Annotated in this window: 14 protein-coding genes and 1 pseudogene; 5 read left to right on the plus strand and 10 right to left on the minus strand. The window is 69.9% G+C overall.

The features are described from left to right. The 8 genes and pseudogenes from FKV25_RS00005 to FKV25_RS00040 all read right to left on the minus strand — a co-directional run. Positions 1 to 154: pseudogene (locus FKV25_RS00005) on the minus strand (acetyl-CoA carboxylase biotin carboxyl carrier protein); the annotation flags it as partial. A gap of 55 nt (positions 155 to 209) precedes the next feature. Continuing rightward, positions 210 to 629 (minus strand): lysozyme inhibitor LprI family protein, encoded by a 420-nt coding sequence (locus FKV25_RS00010; RefSeq protein ID WP_141516738.1) that lies wholly within the window; start codon positions 627 to 629, stop codon positions 210 to 212. Further along, positions 626 to 1069: a type II 3-dehydroquinate dehydratase gene (aroQ, locus tag FKV25_RS00015; protein WP_141516739.1), complete on the minus strand. Its 444-nt coding sequence runs from the start codon at positions 1067 to 1069 to the stop codon at positions 626 to 628. Before aroQ ends, FKV25_RS00010 begins: the two co-directional genes overlap by 4 nt. Positions 1070 to 1238: 169 nt before the next feature. Next, positions 1239 to 1829, minus strand: a complete 591-nt coding sequence (locus FKV25_RS00020) for a TlpA disulfide reductase family protein (protein WP_141516740.1) — start codon at positions 1827 to 1829, stop codon at positions 1239 to 1241. Continuing rightward, positions 1826 to 4264: a protein-disulfide reductase DsbD family protein gene (locus FKV25_RS00025; protein WP_141516741.1), complete on the minus strand. Its 2439-nt coding sequence runs from the start codon at positions 4262 to 4264 to the stop codon at positions 1826 to 1828. The genes FKV25_RS00020 and FKV25_RS00025 overlap by 4 nt, the downstream gene beginning before the upstream one ends. Next, positions 4257 to 4580, minus strand: a complete 324-nt coding sequence (gene cutA, locus FKV25_RS00030; RefSeq protein WP_141516742.1) for a divalent-cation tolerance protein CutA — start codon at positions 4578 to 4580, stop codon at positions 4257 to 4259. The genes FKV25_RS00025 and cutA overlap by 8 nt, the downstream gene beginning before the upstream one ends. A 90-nt stretch (positions 4581 to 4670) precedes the next feature. Next, complete coding sequence (locus FKV25_RS00035) at positions 4671 to 6425, minus strand: endonuclease (RefSeq protein WP_141516743.1); 1755 nt, start codon at positions 6423 to 6425, stop codon at positions 4671 to 4673. An 80-nt stretch (positions 6426 to 6505) separates the two neighbouring features. Beyond that, positions 6506 to 6910 (minus strand): helix-turn-helix transcriptional regulator, encoded by a 405-nt coding sequence (locus FKV25_RS00040; protein WP_141516744.1) that lies wholly within the window; start codon positions 6908 to 6910, stop codon positions 6506 to 6508. Between the two features lie 634 nt (positions 6911 to 7544). Between FKV25_RS00040 and groES the strand changes: the two genes are divergently transcribed. The 4 genes from groES (at position 7545) to glnE (ending at position 14337) form a co-directional block, all read left to right on the plus strand. Beyond that, the gene (gene groES, locus FKV25_RS00045) at positions 7545 to 7832 is read left to right on the plus strand and encodes a co-chaperone GroES (protein ID WP_141516745.1); all 288 of its coding nucleotides are present in this window, start codon (positions 7545 to 7547) and stop codon (positions 7830 to 7832) included. A gap of 61 nt (positions 7833 to 7893) precedes the next feature. Then, positions 7894 to 9540, plus strand: coding sequence for a chaperonin GroEL (gene groL / locus FKV25_RS00050; protein WP_141516746.1), 1647 nt, complete (start codon positions 7894 to 7896; stop codon positions 9538 to 9540). 527 nt (positions 9541 to 10067) lie between these two features. Beyond that, positions 10068 to 11432 carry a S8 family peptidase gene (locus FKV25_RS00055; RefSeq protein ID WP_170218449.1) on the plus strand — a complete coding sequence of 455 codons (1365 nt, stop codon included), beginning with the start codon at positions 10068 to 10070 and terminating at the stop codon, positions 11430 to 11432. A gap of 88 nt (positions 11433 to 11520) precedes the next feature. Then, on the plus strand, positions 11521 to 14337 hold the full coding sequence (glnE, locus tag FKV25_RS00060) for a bifunctional [glutamate--ammonia ligase]-adenylyl-L-tyrosine phosphorylase/[glutamate--ammonia-ligase] adenylyltransferase (RefSeq protein WP_141516748.1): 2817 nt from the start codon (positions 11521 to 11523) through the stop codon (positions 14335 to 14337). Positions 14338 to 14452: 115 nt separating this feature from the next. Here the strand turns inward: glnE and FKV25_RS00065 are convergent, their stop codons facing one another. Continuing rightward, positions 14453 to 15880: a DUF1254 domain-containing protein gene (locus FKV25_RS00065; RefSeq protein ID WP_211345327.1), complete on the minus strand. Its 1428-nt coding sequence runs from the start codon at positions 15878 to 15880 to the stop codon at positions 14453 to 14455. Between the two features lie 548 nt (positions 15881 to 16428). On the opposite strand from FKV25_RS00065, the gene FKV25_RS00070 reads away from it, so the two are divergent. Next, positions 16429 to 17472 carry an AraC family transcriptional regulator gene (locus tag FKV25_RS00070; RefSeq protein WP_141516749.1) on the plus strand — a complete coding sequence of 348 codons (1044 nt, stop codon included), beginning with the start codon at positions 16429 to 16431 and terminating at the stop codon, positions 17470 to 17472. A 72-nt stretch (positions 17473 to 17544) separates the two neighbouring features. Here FKV25_RS00070 and FKV25_RS00075 read toward each other — a convergent pair whose 3' ends face one another. Then, the gene (locus FKV25_RS00075; RefSeq protein WP_141516750.1) at positions 17545 to 18516 is read right to left on the minus strand and encodes a mitochondrial fission ELM1 family protein; all 972 of its coding nucleotides are present in this window, start codon (positions 18514 to 18516) and stop codon (positions 17545 to 17547) included. Positions 18517 to 18615: the final 99 nt, after the last annotated feature.

Raw genomic sequence — 18615 nt, forward strand, 5'->3', positions numbered from 1 at the left:
CCTGGAAGCTGGGCGCCATCGGCGCGGCCATCGCCACGCCGCCCTTCGGGGTACGGGCCAGGCGGACGGATTCCTCGCCCTCCTTGATCTCGATCTCGGCGAGGTTGGATTCCTCGAGCAGGTCGATCAGTTTCTTGATTTTTCGCAGGTCCATGGAAGGGCCTCTCGGTCAGGTGCCCCGGGCGGGGCGGTCGGTCGGATGGGGGGCGTCAGGCGTCGGGCGCCAGCAGCAGTTCGAGTTCACGGGTGCGGGTGCGGGCGCGCTCGCTCATGCAGGTCAGGAAGACGACGGTGCGGATGGTGCCATCGGCGTTGTACTGCCAGGCCGCGTCGCAGTCGCTCTTGCGGTAGGCGACCCAGCTGCGCTGCGCCTCGGTCAGCAGTTCGCGGGTACGGGCGCAGTGGGTGCCGCAGTCGGGCTCGGCCAGGTGGGCGCGGACCCGGCGGTAGGTCGCGTTGAGGTCGGCCTCGGCGCGATCCAGTTGCGTCTGCGCACAGGCATTGATGTCCTGCGTGGTGATGGCGTCGGCCTGGCAGGCTTCGACGTCGGTGTCGCCGGCCAGGGCCGTGGGGGCGGCCAGCAGCAGGGCCAGGGTCCATGCGCAGCAGGCCCCTGCAGCGGCCCTCATGCCCGGGCCCCCAGGCGTTTGAGCGCGGCGTCGAGCGCGTAGTGGTAGCTGTCGGCGCCAAACCCACAGACCACGCCGGCCGCGAGATCGGAGAAGTAGCTGGTATGCCTGAAGGGTTCGCGCGCGTGCGGATTGGACAGGTGGATCTCGATGAACGGGATCGCCACTGCCGCCAGGGCGTCGCGCAGGGCCACCGAGGTGTGGGTGAAGGCCGCCGGATTGATCAGGATGAAGTCGACCGTGCCGCGTGCCGCCTGGACCCGCTCGACCAGGGCGTGCTCGGCGTTGGACTGGAAACTCTCCAGCCGGTGGCCGGCCGACTCGGCGCGGCGGGCGAGCGCCGAGTCGATCTCGGCGAGGGTCGTCGCGCCGTAGATCCCCGGCTCGCGGGTGCCGAGCAGATTGAGGTTGGGGCCGTGCAGGGCCAGCAGTGTCGCCATCGGGTAGCGCAATTACCTTTGGAAGGCCGGGAGTGTGCGCGACAGATGGGGCCGTGTCTAGGAGTTCGCTGCCAAATCGGCGAAGTTGTCGCGATTTAAGCGCTTGTTTGATTTTCGGCGACAGGCGTCCGCGCAGGCTTGTCAAGGGCCGGAAGCCCTTCTGGCGGGCTCAGCGCGCCCAGTCGTCGATCTCGCCATGCGTGAAGGGCCCGATCTTCTGTTTCAGCAGCCGTCCGTCGGACGACAGCAGCACCGAGTAGGGCAGCACGCCCTTCGGATTGCCCAGTTGGACGCTGCTGTCGCGCGGTCCGGCCTGGTCGAGCAGGATCGCGTAGTCCACCGGCACGCGCGCCAGGAAGTTGCGGACGGCGTCGGCGTTGTCCAGCGCGATGCCGACCACTTGCGTGCCGTTCGGCCCCTGGGCGCCTGCGAAGCGGTTCAGTTCGGGCATCTCTTCGATGCAGGGTCCGCACCAGCTGGCCCAGAAGTTGACCAGCACCGGGCGTCCGGCGAGATCGCCGGGCAGGGTCGTCAGGGCCCCGTCCAGGCCGGCCAGCCGGACGGTGGGTACCACGTCGCCGCGCACGGCGATCGGCAGGTCCGCGGGTGGCGGCGGAGCCGAGGTCGCCAGCGCGCCCTGCAGCGCACGCTGGCCCAGTTCGGTCCTCAGCAGCGGCGCAGGTCCGTTGAGCCACAGGCCCACGACCCCACCGAGCACGGCGCCAGCCACCGCGACCAGCACGATCGCACCGGTCTTCATCGTGCCGCCGCCTGTTCAAGGGCCTCGCGGGCGAGGTCGGGGGTCAGCACGGTGGGCAACACGCGGCCCTCGCCGCCGTCGGCGGGGAAGACCACGTACAGCGGGACGCCGACCGCCTCGTAGCGCTGCAGGAAAGCCGTCAGCGCGGGGTCCACGTCGGTCCAGTCGCCGAGCATGTAGACCGCGTTGGCGGCCTCCAGCGCGTCGCGGAAATCCTCGCGCCCGAACACCGTCTTTTCGTTGGCCTTGCAGGTCACGCACCAGTCGGCGGTCATGTTGACGAACACCGGCCGCCCGGCCGCGCGCAGGTCGGCCAAGCGTTGCTCGGAAAACGGCACCGGGGCCAGCGCTTCGTGGGCCGGGCTCGCGAGCACGGCGGCGTCGCGCGGCCGCGGCAGGGTGTGGATCGCATGCAACGGCCACAGCGTCGCCAGCAGCGCCAGCACCGCCAGCACAACGCCCCCGCGGCCGCCGCTGCGGCGCGCGCGGGTCAAGGCCCAGGCGGCGAAGGCGAGCAGGGTCGCGGCCAGCAGCCACCAGCCGATCGCGTCGGCCCCGCGCTGGCGTGCCAGCACCCAGGCCAGCCAGACCGCGGTCAGGTACAGCGGGAAGGCCAGCGCCTGCTTGAACGTGTCCATCCAGGCGCCGGGCCGCGGCAGGCGATGCGCCAGCGCGGGCACGAAGCCGATCAGGAGGAACGGCAGGGCCAGGCCCAGGCCCAGGGCGAGGAAGACCAGCAACGCGCTGGCGCTCCCGGCGGTGAAGGCCCAGGCCAGCGCCGGTCCCATCAGGGGCGCCGTGCAGGGGGTCGCCACCACGACCGCCAGCACGCCGGTGAAGAAGTCGCCCATGGCGCCCGACCGGGTGGCCAGGCCGTGGCCGACGCCGGTCCACCGGCCCCCCACGTGCCACACGCCCGACAGGCTCAGGCCCAGGGCGAACATCAGCAGGCCGAGCAGGGCGACCACCAGCGGCTGCTGCAGCTGGAAGCCCCAGCCCAGCGCAAGCCCGGCCTGCCGCAGTCCCAACGCCAGCGCGCCGAGCGCGACGAAACTGACCAGCACGCCGGCGGTGTACCACAGGGCATGGCGACGCGCCTTGCCCGGGCTTTCACCGCTCCCGGCCAGCGACAGCGCCTTGAGCGACAGCACCGGCAGCACGCAGGGCATCAGGTTGAGGATCAGGCCGCCGCCGATGGCCAGCAGGAGGGCCGAGAACAGGCCCAGGCGGGAGCGTGCCGGGCTCGCTTCGGACTCGGCGGCGGGCGTCGCCGCCGCGGGCGGGGGCGTCTCGCGCGCGCTCGACGCAGCGGCCATCGCCGTGGCGGTTCCGGCCTCCGGCTCGGCTTGCCCGGCGGTCGACGGCGGCACCGGATCGGATTCCGGGGCCGCCGCTGCATCGTCCCGGCTGCCTGCGCCGGCGGCGTCGATCGCCGGTGCCGAGGCCGCTCCCGCGGGAATCGACACGGCCAGCGAGCGGCGCATGGGCGGATAGCAGATGCCGCCGGTCTGGCAGCCCTGGAATTCGACTTCCAGGGTGCCCGCGGCCGCGGCGGCGCGGCTGCGCAGCAACGGTACGGTCGCGGTGACCGGGTCGAAGAACACGATGGTCGTGCCGAAGTGCTCGTCGTGGTGCGACTGGCCGGCCGGCCAGCGCGGCGTGCCGGCGCGTACACCGGGCGTGCGCAGCTCGAACGCGGTCTTGTCGCGATACAGGTAATAGCCGGGCGTGACGTCGAAGCGCACGCGCAGGACATCGCCGTCGACGGCTTCCAGGGCGACGCTGAACGCCTGTTCGGCGGGCAGCGGGCGGGCCTGGCCGCCAGGCAGGGCGGTCGGGGCCAACAAGGGGTTGCCAGGGCTGGCATTGGAAACGCCGCCGGCAATCCCGCCCCGCAGGCGCAGCCCGCCGCCGCTCGCGGGTACGGCGTCGACGTTCGCTGCGCCGGCCGCCGCGGCGGGCATCACCACCGACAGCTCACGGGTCTGGGGCGGGTAGCAGATCCCCAGGTCGGCGCAGCCCTGGTACTTCACCTTCAGCGATACGGTGCCGGCGCCGGCACGCCCGGGCAGGACCGCCGTGAGGGTGCCGCGATAGGTCTCGACGTCGCCGAAGAATTCGTCGGTGTACGCGTGTCCCTTGGGCAGTTGCAGCGCCTGTTGGCCGTATGCAGCGTCGGCCTGCACCGAGGTGCGGTGGCGGTACAGGTAGTAGCCGTCGGCGATCTTCCAGCGCAGGGTGATGGTGTCGGGCGCGGTGGCTTCGGCGCTGAGTGCGAAGGCCTCGTCGACCGGCAGCAGGTCGTCCAGGTCGACCGCGGCCGCTGCCGGGGGCGGGAAGGCCGCGGCTGCGAGCAGCAGCACCAGGGCGGCGGGGGCGAGCGAAGGCAGGGCGCGCGCGAGGCGCTCGCGCGCGTTCCGGAGGATGTCAGTCATCGAGTCTTGTCTGTTGGGCCACCCATTGCAGGTAGGGGGCATGGCCGGCATGGGCTTCGACCGCCACCAGCTCGGGGAGTTCATGGGGGTGCAGCTCAAGCACGCGCGCGGTCAGCGCCTCGAGCCGGTCGGCGCAGGTCTTGGCCAGCAGCAGCACTTCCGTGTCGGTCTGTACCCGGCCTTCCCATCGATATGTCGAGCGCAGGCCTTCCAGGCGGCTGACGCAGGCCGCCAGGCGCTCGTCGACGAGCGCCTGCGCGATGCGCTCGGCGCTCTCGGCATCGGGACAGGTGCAGTGGACCAGGAGCACGGACATGCCGCGATTGTAACGGGCGCGTCCGCGAACGTTGCCCCGGGCCGCGGGCGGGGCGCCTGCCCCGGCAGCGCGGGGCAGGACGGGCGGCCGCTACCGGAGTTGGCAGGTCGCCGGCGTGGACGAGGTGAACAGCGCCGCGCTGGCCCATTCCGGGTGGTCGACGAAGGGGTTGCGGTTGCCCTGGAAGCTGAAGACCACTTCATTGCGCTCGCGCTCGGCCGCATCGGGCGGATCGGCCTGGTGCCAGGCCAGGAGGGTGGAGAGCAGGCCCATGTAGGCCGGCGAGCCCGAGGTGGCGACGATGCGGCTGCGGTCGTCGGTGAGCTCCAGGTCCGGTTCCGACTGCCCGGTATGGACGTCGCGGCCACCCTCGTAGCGGATCGCCATGTACATCACCGCGCGCGCCATGTCGCCGCGGCGGGCGTTCCAGACCTGGAAGGACTGGCTGTCCACCCAGTTGGAGTTGCCCGGGAACTGGCCGCTGCCGCCGCCGCGCCCGCCGTTGGCGTCCGTCGGGCGCTCGCCGCAGTTGGCCTGCGAGCTGCAGTCGGCGTAGGGCTTGTTGCCGCGGTCGGCGTTGTAGCCGGTGTCGGTCAGGTAAAGCATGTGGGTGTCGGTGTAGGGCGCGTTGGGCAGCCCCAGGTCGCCGGTGCGCGTGCCGAAGCCCAGGGAGTTGGGCCAGCTGTGCTCGCGGTTGTAGGTCGCGCCGCTGCCGGTACCGGCACGGGCGCTGCCCTTGGCGTAGCTGCGGTTGCGGTAGGCGTCCAGGATCCGGCCGCCGTTGGCGGGGTCTTCGTCGGCGATCTCCAGGATGGTCCAGGTGCTGGTGCCCGACCCGCTGTAGGGGTAGGCCGTGTGGCCGCGGATGGTCTGGTGCAGCGAGCAGCGCAGTTGCCCGGCATTGCTGGTGTTGACACGACCGTAGTAGTCGCCGCTCCCGTTGCCGGCGGCAACGCCGAACGCCACCACGGTGTCGCTGTCGGGGCGCGCGCCCGCGAGGTCCTGGACGCGGCTGGCATCCACGGTCAGCGTGCAGGCCTCGCCGGCATGCAGGGCGCCATCGGTCGAGAGGACGAACTGGTCGCCGCTGGCAGCGTGCGACAGGCCCACGTTGCCCGACTGCGCGCACTGCAACCGGAACGCGCCCGCGGCGAGCGTGACAGGCTCGCTGAAGGCGACGCCCAGGTCTGCCGCGGCCGGGAAATCACTCGCGCCGTCGACCGGCATCGTCAGGGTCACCCGGGGCGGTGGATTGGGCGCAGGCACGCCCTGGCCGGGGTTGCAGCGTCCGAAACTCTGCGTCGCCGAGGCTTGCCAGCTGAAGTCCGCCGCCGCTCCGCCGTGCCCGGCCAGTTGCAGCGACGTCCCCACGGGGGTGTTGGCGCCTTCGGACACGGGGATCGCGGTGCTGGCCAGGCCGGCGGCGGGGCCGTTGGCCGCGACAAGCGTGCCTTCGTAGCTCAGGAACTGCACCACCGCGCCGCTTGCGTCCACGAGGGCGAGGCCATCGGGAGCGCCGTTCTGCAGGCCGTTGGCCGGGTACTGCAGCGTAGCCACGCGCGCCTGGCCGCCGCCGTCGCAGGCCACGATGGCGCCGCCCGGCAGGGGGGCGTCGTCGTAGGCGACTGCCGCGCCCGGCGAACTGCCGTTGTAGAGGTGGATCCGGTAGCCGGCCAGGCTTTCGCCGGCGGTCGCGACGACCTCGATCGCCTCGCCGGCATCGCCGCCGGCATTGTCGTAGTGGAGCTCGTTGACGAACACGTCCGCCAGCGCGGACGCGGGCAGCAGGGCCAGCAGGGTGGCGATGGCGAGGCGGGGGGCGTGGCGTGCGGCGTCGATGCCCATCGGCGTACATCCTTCCTTGAATGCGGTGGGCCGAGTCTACCCCGCTCGGATGTCGGGACGGTTTCGTGGCCGGGGCGGTGTCACGGTTTGCGTGCTTCGGGGGGCTTCACCCGGCCCGTCCGCTGCGCGGCCAGCTGCTCGACCACCTCCACCAGCGGCGCGCGCGCGAGGGTCGGCGATTCGCGGAAGGCCGCCAGCAGGCGCAGTTCGAGCGGATCGTCCACGAGCAGCGCGTCGACGGCGGCCACCGAATCCATCGCCACGTCCTCGGACAGGGTCATGCGGCCCCGGCCCGTGGCCAGCCATTCGAACTGGACCTGGGTCACCAGCGCCAGCTCGCGCAGGTGTCCGGCGCTGGGTGACTTGCCCAGGGTCGCCTCCCAATGGCTGACGGCGCTGCGCTGCACGCCGACGGCCTGGGCGAGGGCGGCCTGCGACAGGCCGGCGTGGCGACGGGCGAGGCGGATGCGTTGCGCGGGCGTCATCTGGGAGCTCCTGCAAGGGGGCTGTCATTCATCCTGGGGCCAAATCCTGTGGTGCATTTGGCATTAACAGGCGGATTGTTACCAATAATAACCTAGTGATCGATAATCACATTCATCTGTCTACCAATGGTAGCGCCCGGTGTGGTGATTTCGTGAAGTACAAGGCATATTCAGCCGTATTCAGGTCTCGATGCTACCTTTAGCGCACGCTTTTGGGGGCTTGCAGGACTGGTCAAGCCGACACTGAACGCGCAATATCGTCCCAGGCCGACAAGGAAGGCCGGTATCAGACAAGAAGTCTGGTCAGCAGAATGGCGCAAGGAGGCGCGAGCTCAGGAAGGGCCATCTCTGTACCAGGAAAGGGCGCGTCACTTCGGGGACGCGTCCTTTCTTTATTTGCGTCTCTTCGAATGCGCGTCCGCGACGGACGCGTCGCGACGCGGGCGCGGGGCCGGTCCGCGGGGCCCGCCGGAAATTTTTCGCCGACAGCCCCTTGAAAGCCCGTCGCGCCCCCCCATCCTTTCGCCATCCCGGTGCGCCGGGCGCTGTTCGCCCCGGGGTTGGCACTCTCCCGGGGCGACTGCCAAAACTCCAAGAATTGCTTCCCACAATCAACCACTTGCGTGAGGTTCCAATGAACATCAAGCCGCTCTACGACCGCGTGGTCATCAAGCGCATGGAAGAAGAGAAGATGTCCGCCGGCGGCATCGTGATCCCGGACTCGGCCACCGAGAAGCCGATCAAGGGTGAGGTCGTGGCCGTGGGCTCCGGCAAGGTGCTCGACAACGGCGACGTGCGCGCGCCGGTGGTCAAGGTCGGCGACAAGGTGCTGTTCGGCAAGTACAGCGGCACCGAGGTCAAGCTCGACGGCACCGAATACCTGGTGGTGAAGGAAGACGACATCTTCGCGACGATCGGCTGATCGCGCTGTCGCCCTGCCACCGCTTCTCCCCAATCCATTGAATTCCTGAGGTAATACGCAAATGTCCGCGAAGGAAATCCGCTTCGGCGAAGACGCGCGCTCCAAGATGGTCCGTGGCGTCAACACGCTCGCCAACGCCGTCAAGGCGACCCTCGGCCCGAAGGGCCGCAACGTCGTGCTCGACAAGAGCTTCGGCGCCCCGACGATCACCAAGGACGGCGTGTCCGTCGCCAAGGAGATCGAGCTGGCCGACAAGTTCGAGAACATGGGCGCGCAGATGGTCAAGGAAGTCGCTTCCAAGACCTCCGACAACGCCGGTGACGGCACCACCACCGCGACCGTGCTGGCCCAGGCCCTGATCCGCGAGGGCATGAAGGCGGTCGCCGCCGGCATGAACCCGATGGACCTCAAGCGCGGCATCGACAAGGCCGTGACGGGCGCCGTCGCCGAGCTCAAGAGCCTCAGCAAGCCGTCCTCGACCAGCAAGGAAATCGCCCAGGTCGGCGCGATCTCCGCCAACTCCGACGCCAACATCGGCGACCTCATCGCCCAGGCGATGGACAAGGTCGGCAAGGAAGGCGTGATCACCGTCGAGGACGGTTCGGGCCTGGAGAACGAGCTCGACGTCGTCGAGGGCATGCAGTTCGACCGCGGCTACCTGTCGCCGTACTTCATCAACAACCAGCAGTCGATGCAGGCCGAGCTGGACGATCCGTTCATCCTGCTGCACGACAAGAAGATCTCCAATGTGCGCGACCTGCTGCCCGTCCTCGAGGGCGTGGCCAAGGCCGGCAAGCCGCTGCTGATCATCGCCGAGGAAGTCGAGGGCGAAGCCCTGGCGACCCTGGTGGTCAACACCATCCGCGGCATCGTGAAGGTCTGCGCGGTCAAGGCCCCGGGCTTCGGCGACCGCCGCAAGGCGATGCTGGAGGACATGGCCGTCCTGACCGGCGGCACCGTGATCTCCGAGGAAGTCGGCCTGTCGCTGGACAAGGCCACCATCGAGGACCTGGGCCGCGCCAAGAAGGTGCAGGTCTCCAAGGAGAACACCACCATCATCGACGGCGCCGGCGACACCGGCGGCATCGAGGCGCGCATCAAGCAGATCAAGGCGCAGATCGAGGAGACCTCCTCGGACTACGACCGCGAGAAGCTGCAGGAGCGCGTGGCCAAGCTGGCCGGCGGCGTCGCGGTGATCAAGGTCGGTGCTTCGACCGAGATCGAGATGAAGGAAAAGAAGGCACGCGTCGAGGATGCCCTGCACGCGACCCGCGCGGCCGTCGAGGAAGGCATCGTCCCGGGCGGCGGTGTCGCCCTGATCCGCGCGCTGGCCGCCGTCGGCACCCTGAAGGGTGACAACGAGGACCAGAACCACGGCATCGCCATCGCCCTGCGCGCGATGGAGGCCCCGCTGCGCGAGATCGTCACCAACGCCGGCGAAGAGCCCTCGGTCATCGTCAACAAGGTCAAGGAAGGCAAGGGCAGCTTCGGCTACAACGCCGCGACCGGCGAGTTCGGCGACATGCTCGAGCTGGGCATCCTGGACCCGACCAAGGTGACCCGCACCGCGCTGCAGAACGCTGCGTCGATCGCCGGCCTGATGATCACCACCGAAGCCATGGTGGCGGAGCTTCCGAAGAAGGAAGAGCCGGCCATGGGCGGCGGCGACATGGGCGGCATGGGTGGCATGGGCGGCATGGGCTTCTGATCCCCCACCGCCACGACCCCGCGTCGTGACACCGGAAAACCCCGCCTCTGGGCGGGGTTTTCCTTTTGGCGCGCGAGCCGGGAAGTCCGGGCTCATCGCTCATTCATGTACCCGTCGGTTCTTTTTTGCACTGCAGCGTGCAAGCGACTAACACTTCCTTCACGATCGACCTGCATCCCGACGTGGGGGAGGGAGCAAGCCCGCAACCGGTTCAGACCGGGGCGGGCTTTTTTATTGCGCCCTTCCCGACGGCGGCCCCGCCTGGATGCGTCCGCCGCGATGCCGCGGTCGGTGCGTGCTTGCGGCCCTCTTCGCGTGCCCTTGTTGGGGGGCCTGCGCGCCGCTGGGGATGCACGCCGCGCGCCGCCGTGGGATGCTGGCGGTCCGCGCGCGCCGGGGTCCGGGCGGGCGACAGGGAGGTGGCCGGCCGGGCGCCGGATGCACGTGGACACAATGGGGTTGGCAAGGGGGGCGACCCTGATCGCGCGTGCGCATGCACGTCCTCTTTGATGCTTCGGAGTATCTCCATGAAGAACAGAAACCTTCTCGCCACCAGCGTTGGCGTGGCCCTCATCGGCCTGGGTGCGATGGCCACCGCCCAGGCCGCCAACTACGTGGTGATGACGCACGGCAATGGACTGAGCTCGACCCAGCAGGAACGCATCCGCGCGGCCGGCGGCACGATCACCGCCCATCTACCGCAGATCGGCGTGGCGATCGTCGAGGCCGGCGACGGCTTCGATGCCGCCGCCGGGGCCATTCCGGGCCTGCAGTCGGTCACCCGCGACGTGACCCTGGACTGGGACATCGCCGAACCCGACAGCGCGCCGATCGCGGCCGAAGACTTCGCCAATCCGCCGGGTTCCGGGGACGACGACCGCTTCTACGACCTGCAGTGGGGCAACGCCGCCGTGGATGCCGCCGGGGCATGGAACGCGGGCTACCGTGGCGCCGGCGCGACCGTCGCCGTGCTCGACAGCGGCGCGTACTGCGCCCATCTGGACATCGCCCCCAACCTCATCGGTGGCGCGTCCTTCGTTCCGGGCGAGACCTTCTGCAACACCTCCGGCAGCTCCCACGGCACGCACGTGGCCGGTTCGATCCTCGCCGCCGACAATGCGACCGGCACGATCGGCGTGGCGCCGGAAGCCAAGCTGCTGGCGGTCAAGGTCCTCAGTGCAGCGACCGGCAGCGGTGATTTCGCCGGCATCATCCAAGGCATGGTATGGGCCGTGGACAACGGCGCCAACGTCATCAACATGAGCCTGGGCGTGCGTGGCGGCCTGCCGCGCAGCGGCCCCGGCGCGAACGAGCTCTCCGAACTGATCAACGCCACCAAGCGGGCCGTGCAGTACGCCGGCAAGAACGAAGTGCTGGTCGTGGCCTCGGCCGGCAACGACGGCCGCGACCTCGACCATGACGCCTCGACGATGAGCTTCCCCGGCCAGCTCCCGGGCGTGCTGACGGTGTCGGCACTGGCACCGGAGGGCTGGGCGATCGATCCCACCGTCGACCTCGATCCGCTGGCCAGCTACAGCAACTACGGCCAGTCGACCATCCACTTCGGCGCCCCCGGTGGCGACACCCGCTATCCGGGCAACGAGTTGTGCACGGTCGGGCCGGTCACCCAGGTCTGCTGGATCTTCGACGCGGTCTTCAGCACCGTGCAGGTGAGCGGCGGGTCGAGCTTCTATGGCTGGAACGCCGGCACCAGCATGGCGGCCCCGCACGTGGCCGGCGTCGCCGCGCTCGTGTACGGCAAGCATCCGGGCATCAAGGCCTCGCAGGTCGAGTCGATCCTCAAGCGCTCGGCCGACGACGTCGGCAAGCCGGGCCGTGACGATGCCTCCGGCTTCGGTCGGGTCAACGCCGCCCGCGCCGTGCAGTACTGACGCCCCAGTGGCGTAGCGAAGGGCGGTCGCCCCGGGGGCCGCCCTTTCTTGTGGGTCGCGCACCGGGCGCTCGTGCCATCATCGCGGCATGCCGCCCCTGCCTGCCGCCCAACCCGACATCGAGCGCGCCCTCGGTCGCCTGCGCGCCTGCGCACCCGGCCTCGCCGCCCTCGAGGACGCCGACGTCGTCGCGCGCCTGCGCCGCGTGGCCGTGGCGAGCGACTTCGCGATCGAAACCCTGTGCCGGCAGCCAGCGCTGCTCGAACGCCTTGCGCTGGACGCCGATGCCCCCGCCACGCCGCCGCCGGTGCTGGCAGCCGACGAGGTCGCCCAGTTGCCCGGGCTGTTGCGGCGTTACCGCGCCGCGGAGTCGACGCGGCTGGTCTGGCGCGACGTACTCGGGCTGGACGACGTCGACGCTACCCTGGCCGGCAGCACGCGCCTGGCCGAAACCTGCCTGGTGCTTGGCCTGGACGCGCTGGAGCAGGCCTTCGCCGAACGCCATGGCGTGTTCCGCGATCGCGACGGACGGGTCCGGCGCCTGGTGGTGTTCGGACTGGGCAAGCTGGGCGGCGGCGAGCTGAACTTCAGTTCCGACGTCGACCTGGTCTACGGCTACGACGTCGATGGAACCGGGGGCGCTGACGCGAGCGACGGCGAGCGTCCCTTGGCCGCCGAAGCCTATTTCACGCGGCTCGGCCAGCAGCTCGCCCGGCTGCTCGACGACACCACCGCCGACGGCTTCTGCCACCGCGTCGACCTGCGCCTGCGCCCCTACGGCACGGCGGGGCGCGTGGCATGGTCGTTCGCGGCGATGGAACTCTACTTCCAGCATGAAGGCCGCGACTGGGAGCGTTACGCCTGGCAGAAGGCGCGTCCCGTGGCCGGCGACATCGAGGCCGGCGAGCGCTTCCTGGTGGAACTGCGGCCCTTCATCTACCGGCGCTACCTCGACTACGGCGCCCTGGACGGATTGCGCACCATGAAGGCGGCGATCGCCGCCGAGGTCGCGCGCAAGGAACTCGCCGACGACGTCAAGCGCGGCCCCGGCGGCATCCGCGAAATCGAATTCCTGGTGCAGGCGCTGCAGTTGATCCGCGGGGGGCGGGAACCGGCCTTGCGCGGCCGCGGCCTGCTGGCCAGCCTGCAGGCCCTGGTCGACGCCCACCAGGTCGCCCCCGGCGCGGCCGACATGCTCGCCGATGCATACCGCTTCCTGCGACGGCTGGAAAACCGCCTGCAGATGCGCGACGACGCCCAGGTCCACGCCCTGCCCGAGGATGCGGCGGGTCGCGCGCGCCTGGCAGCGGGGCTCGACTTCGAAGACTGGCCGGCACTCCTGGCAGCGCTCGACCTGCACCGTGCAGTGGTCAGCACCGAGTTCGACGCCCTGCTGGCGCCGAGGCGGCGGCAGGCCGCGCCCGATGCGCTGGCGACCTACTGGCGCGCGCTGCCCGACGCCGGCCAGGCGGACGTGCTCGCGGACGCGGGTTTCGTCGAGCCTGCCGGCGCCGATGGCATGTTGCGCGACCTCGCCCGCAGCCCGGGCGTCGCGGGCCTGTCGGACAAGGCCCGCGCGCGCCTGGACCGTGTGCTGCCGGTCCTGCTGCACGGTGCCGCGCAGGCGCAGCACCCGATGCTGGCCCTGCGTCGCTTGCTGACGATGCTGCACAACATCCTGCGGCGCAGCGCCTACCTGGCCCTGCTCGACGAACAGCCAGCGGCACTGGCGCGCCTGGTCGAGGTGGTGTCGCAAAGCGCCCTGTTGGCCGAGCGACTGGCCCTGCATCCGCTCTTGCTCGACGAACTGCTCGACGCGCGCGTGTCCGGTCCGCTGCCGGACCGCGACGAGCTCTTCGACGCCTGCGCGGGTGTCGCCGGCGGCGATGACGCCGAGTCGGTGCTGCAGGCGCTCAACGAGGTGCGCCAGGCCCTGAGCTTCCGCATCGCGATGGCGTTCCGCGACGGACGGCAGGACGCAGAGACCACTGCGCGGCAGCTGGCATGGCTTGCCGACGCGGTGGTCGCACGCGTGCTCGCGCTGGCCACGGCCGAAGTGGAGCGCGCGCATGGGCGCGTCCCCGACGCGCGCTTCGCCGTGATCGGCTACGGCAGCCTCGGCGGCGAAGAGCTGGGCTTTGGTTCGGACCTGGACCTGGTGTTCCTGTACGACGCCGATCCGCTCGCGCCCTCCGACGGCGACCGCCCGCTGGAGGCCTCGCGCTGGTTCGGGCGCCTTGCGCAGAAGATCGTCGCGTTGCTGGACGCGGTCACCGCGGCCGGGCGCCTGTTCGAGGTCGACGTGCGCCTGCGGCCCGACGGCGCGCAGGGCCTGCTGGTCTCCAGCCTGGCGAGCTATGCCGAATACCAGCGCGAACGCGCCTGGACCTGGGAGCACCAGGCCCTGGTCCGCGCCCGCGCCGTCGCCGGCGACCCCGGACTGGTCGAGGCCTTCGAGCGCGTGCGCGGCGACACGCTGTCGCAGCGGCGCGAGCCCGGAGGGCTGGCGGCGGACGTGGCGCGCATGCGCGGCCGGATGCGCCGCGAACTGGACCGGACGGACGCGGCCTTCTTCGACCTCAAGCAGGGCGAGGGCGGCCTGGTCGACCTGGAGTTCCTGTTGCAGTTCCTCGTCCTGCGCGAGGGTGCGGTGGAGCCCGCGCTGTTGCGGCCGCGGCATACCCCCGGCGTGATCGACGCCGCGTGCGAATCACGTGTGATCGACCACGACACCGCGCGCGCCCTGCATGCCGCCCACGCGCACCTGCTCGCCATCGGCCTGGCCTGCACGCTGGACCGGCGCCAGCGCCGCGCGCCGCTGGACGATTCGATCGAGTCGGCACGTGCCGCCATACGAAACAGTGTCCGGATGCAGGGACTCGATTTCGATTCCACCTCGTCCTGAGTGCATTGGCGTGGGGATCCCGGCGAACAAGGGCGTCGCACGGTCCCGTCGATCGACGTGGGCCGCCGCGCCGCGGCATGGGGCGGCCTGGGCCTTCCCATGCCGTCGTCCGGACTCAATCGATCCGTTCGAGCTCACCGGGCTGCCAGGTCTTGTCGAACCACGCTTCCAGTGGGCCATACAGGCGCAGCACGACGTTCCAGCCCTTGCCGGGCACGGTCTGCACCCAGTTGCTCTCGTGCCCTTCGGGCGCCGTCGGCCCAAACCAGATGTCGACGGATGAATCCGCGTTGACGACCAGCGACGTCTTCTGGCTGCCGATGCTGGGGAACTGCTGGTCGGTTTGCAGCATGGACCGGGTCTGGTTGTCGTACACCACGAACGACCAGAAGTCCCTGGCCGGGATGCCTGGCGGCAGGTGGACCTTGTAGCGCCTGCTTCCATCGAGCGGCAGCTTCTTGCTGTCGACCGTGGCGACGGCATACTGCGAGCCGATCCCGACCCGCTTCATCGCCATTGCCGGCGTGATGCCGGTCGCGTAGTAATGGAACAACACCCGGGCGTCGAGGTTGCGAACGCCCGGTTGCAGCAGGAACTCGTGGTTGCCGCCCACGAAGCCCGTGAACCAGGCGCTGTCGGGGTAGTAGTACGCCCCCTCCATGCGCGTGTCGAACATGATCGCGCGCGAGGTGGCGTTCCCCACGGCGGCGGCGTCGGTGAGGATCGCCTTCATGCGTGCATCGGGTGAGAACGGCTTGCCCTTGACGATGCCGATCGCCGCCAGCTGTCCCAGGACTTCCGGGTGGTAGGCTTCGGCCGGCTCGTACTGGACGATGTCGTCGACTTCTTCGTAGAAGTGATAGTTGTTGGCATGGATGGTGTTGAACTCCCGCCCGGAACCATCGATGAATTTCATGGGTGGCGGGTTGTCGGCCGCTGACAGCGGGTACACCCGGGCGAACTTCCGCGTGTTCTCGACGGCGGTCGCGGTGGTGCCGTTCTCGAGGAAGCCCCGCCAGAAATAGAGGTTGCCGTAAGTCGAGCTCCGGAGGACGAAATAGCCGTCCGGCACCTCGCCTTCGTAGCCGGGCGGCAACAGCAGGTATTTCCCGCCCTTGCCCCCGTCTGGTCCGGCGTTGCCGATGTCCCCGACGTACTGGAACCAGTGGTTGTCGACGATGCCCAGGATATTCGGTGGCGATTCGATGACCAGTGGCCCTGCCTTGGTGTCGAGCCACATCAGGTTGTAGACGCTTTCGCTGTTGGGGGTGAGGAACAGGGAACGCGAGTCCATCAGGTCTTCGAAGATCATGACGGTCTGGTTGTCGTCCACCCCCTGGCTGGCCAGCCCGACCCGCAAGGCCTCCACCGATGCCCCTGGCATGGCATTGAGGAAGACATCGACGCCGCGCATGAAGTCGAGGTTGTCGTACAGCGTGGCGGTGGTCGCCTTGTCCGGGAAACCATCGGAGAATCGCAACGTGCCCAGTCGCGTCTCGACGGTGTCGGGCGTTTCTATCGCGTCCGGTATCGGCGTCGTCATCTTCAGCTTCGGCGGTGTTTGCGCGTGCGCGAAGCCGCTGAGGAGTACGAGCGTGAAGGCTGTCGCAAGCGTGGTTCTGGTCGATTCGCACATCATGTGGTTTCTCCGTCCAGGGGGGCTTATGCAGGAAGCGTCATGTCTGTCGTGTATCGCCACCGCACGCGGATGCGCTGGGATCGTTTGCCTGGGGTCCAGCGCGGCGCGGACAGGCCATTGGAGGGCCGTGCGTCATCGGCAGCGTGCCCGCGGTCCGGGCGTTACGGGAATGGCGCTGTCCCCGGAGCCGTTGTCGGCGGTTGCGTCCGGTCGCCGGCGGTCGTCATCACGGGCGTGCCGGATCTCGATCTCACGTGGTGCGGCGGGCAGGGGCGGCGAAACGCCGTATGCGCAGGCTTGGGTCGTTCCCCTCGCGTCCAATCCAGGGGAGTGCGCAGGCCCGTCTTCTGCATGGCCACCCGGTACCGGGTTCCCCTCGATATTGGATGTTCACGCCATCCTAGCGCGACGGGTGCGAGGTTCGAAGGACCATTTTGCGCCAGGCCGGGGACATGAACGCTTGCGTGGAGAAGGCCCCGACGCTGGTCTGCGTCGACGCGCTCGCCGGTGTGCCTGCCTTCGTACGCGACAGGTACGGAGCCAAGGTGCTTCGCGAGGCCAATCGGGCGATCAGCCTCGATATCGAGCGGCTGGAGGGCCATGACTGCTTCATCACCCACGCGACGATGTTGGCCTTCCTGGAAAGCATCGCCCGTCAGACGGGTGAGTCGAACCTGGGGCTGTTGCTGGCACCGGGCCTGGAGTTCAGGCGCTATGGCGTGTGGGCCCGCCATGTCCTGGGCGCGCACACGCTGGGCGCCGCGATCCAGCGCGCGCGCAGGACACTCGGATACCACAGCCAGGGCGATCGCATGAGGCTGGCGGTCGCCGGGGGCACCGCCCATTTCACCTACCTCAGTGCCGCGCGCGGTTGCGTGGGGTATCGGCACGACGCGCTTGGCACCGTGGCTGTGATGGTCAGCCTGTGCCAGGACTATCTGACATCGGGCTGGCGCCCGTTGCGGATCGAGCTGGACATCCCGCGACCCGAGGATGCGCGCAGCCACGAAGACCTGTTCCAGTGTCCTGTGCGCTTCGACATGCCCGCGATCGCGCTGGTGATGGAAGCGGCCGTCCTCCTGCGCCGTCGACCTGTGGAAGATCGCGCTGTCCCCGTGACCGTCGGCGATGTCGCCCGTGCCCGGCTCGATCCCGTCACCCGGGCCCATCCGCTCGGGGTGATCGTGGCATGCATACGGACGCAGGTGCTCGCAGGCCGGGTGTCCATCGACGGGACTGCGCACGCCCTCGACACCAGCACGCGGAGTCTGCAGCGCGGCTTGAACGCGATGGGGATCCGCTACCGCGACATCGTCAACAGGGCCCGTTGCGAACATGCCGCCGAGCTGCTGCGCGATCGAACATTGCGGGTCCACGAAATCGCCGAGGCACTGGGGTATTCCTCGCCAACCCATCTCTGCCGGGCCTTCCGGAAAGCGGCCGGCATGCCCCCCATGCGATACAGGGCAAGCCTGGCGGGTGCGGAAGGGCGCTAGCGGTGCAGCTTCAACAGGTGGTCTCGGCCGAACGGCCGTGGGCCGATGGGCGGCGGTTGCATGGCCGTGGCCCTATCCAGGGGCTGGCTCGCCCCGAAGCCGGCCTGCCACCTCCATCGCCACCCGCGCCGTTTCGCGAAGAGGGGTGACCGGGTAGGACGCGAGTGTCTCGCCCAGGGGCTGCACGCGTCCCAGGCCGAGCAGGCTCTCGGCGAATCGCCGGGGGCGGCCACGCAGGCCGTCGATGCCGGCGGCATGTACCGGCGCCAACGTCGCGCAGGCTTCCGAGAGCATGTTGACCGAGTCCGCGGTGCAGACGATCCGGTCGGCCCAGCCCAGCAGGCCTGCATAGGGATTGGGGCCGTCGCGGTCGTCGGCCCAGGTGATCCCGGGCAGCCAGCCCAGCCGCTCGCGCATGCGCGCGACCACGGCGGGGGGCGTCCGCCGCGAGGCGGTGGCCAGCACGCTGCCTCCTTCCCGGCGGACCACGTCGACCACGCGGTCGAACAGTGCCTCCCAGTCGCCGGTGGCATGGCGTGCGTGGTCGCTCGGGCCGCCCAGCAGCAGGGCGGTGCGCGGTCCCGGCAGCGCGCCCAGTGCGGGGAACGCCCGCCGGGCCGCGGCCAGCCATAGGTCGTCGACCGGGTGCAGGCTGCCCAGCAGGGTGATCACGTTGCGGCCCTCCAGGCCGTCGTGGCTGGGCGCGACGACCAGGTCGAAGTGACGGGGTGCGATTCGCGGATCGAGGATCTGCACCGTGCGGCAGCCCCGGGCATGCAACAGGCGCGTGGCCAGGGCTGCCTGGCGGCCGCACCCGATGGCGAGGCCGGGCAGGGCGTCACGACCCAGGCGCAGGGCCTGGGCGAAGTCAGGTCCGAAGGCGTGCCGGCTGCCGGGCAGGCGCCGGGGCGAGACCCAGCGCCAGGGCGTCCGCGCATCCAGTGTCCACGCACGGGCATCGCGACCCAGCGCGGCGGCCAGCGCTTCGGCCTGGCGCCGGTTGCCGGCATGGCCGTCGGTCAGTGTCCACGTGCTGTCGTCCATCGTGGGAATTCCCCGCGTTTGTTGCATGGGTGTGATTAATCCGTTCTGGCCATGTCGACGGCACCATGACTGCCAGACTCTACACTTCACCCCGTTACC

Origin of the sequence: Marilutibacter aestuarii, assembly GCF_006546775.1 — a bacterium.
Classification (GTDB): Bacteria; Pseudomonadota; Gammaproteobacteria; order Xanthomonadales; family Xanthomonadaceae; genus Marilutibacter; species Marilutibacter aestuarii.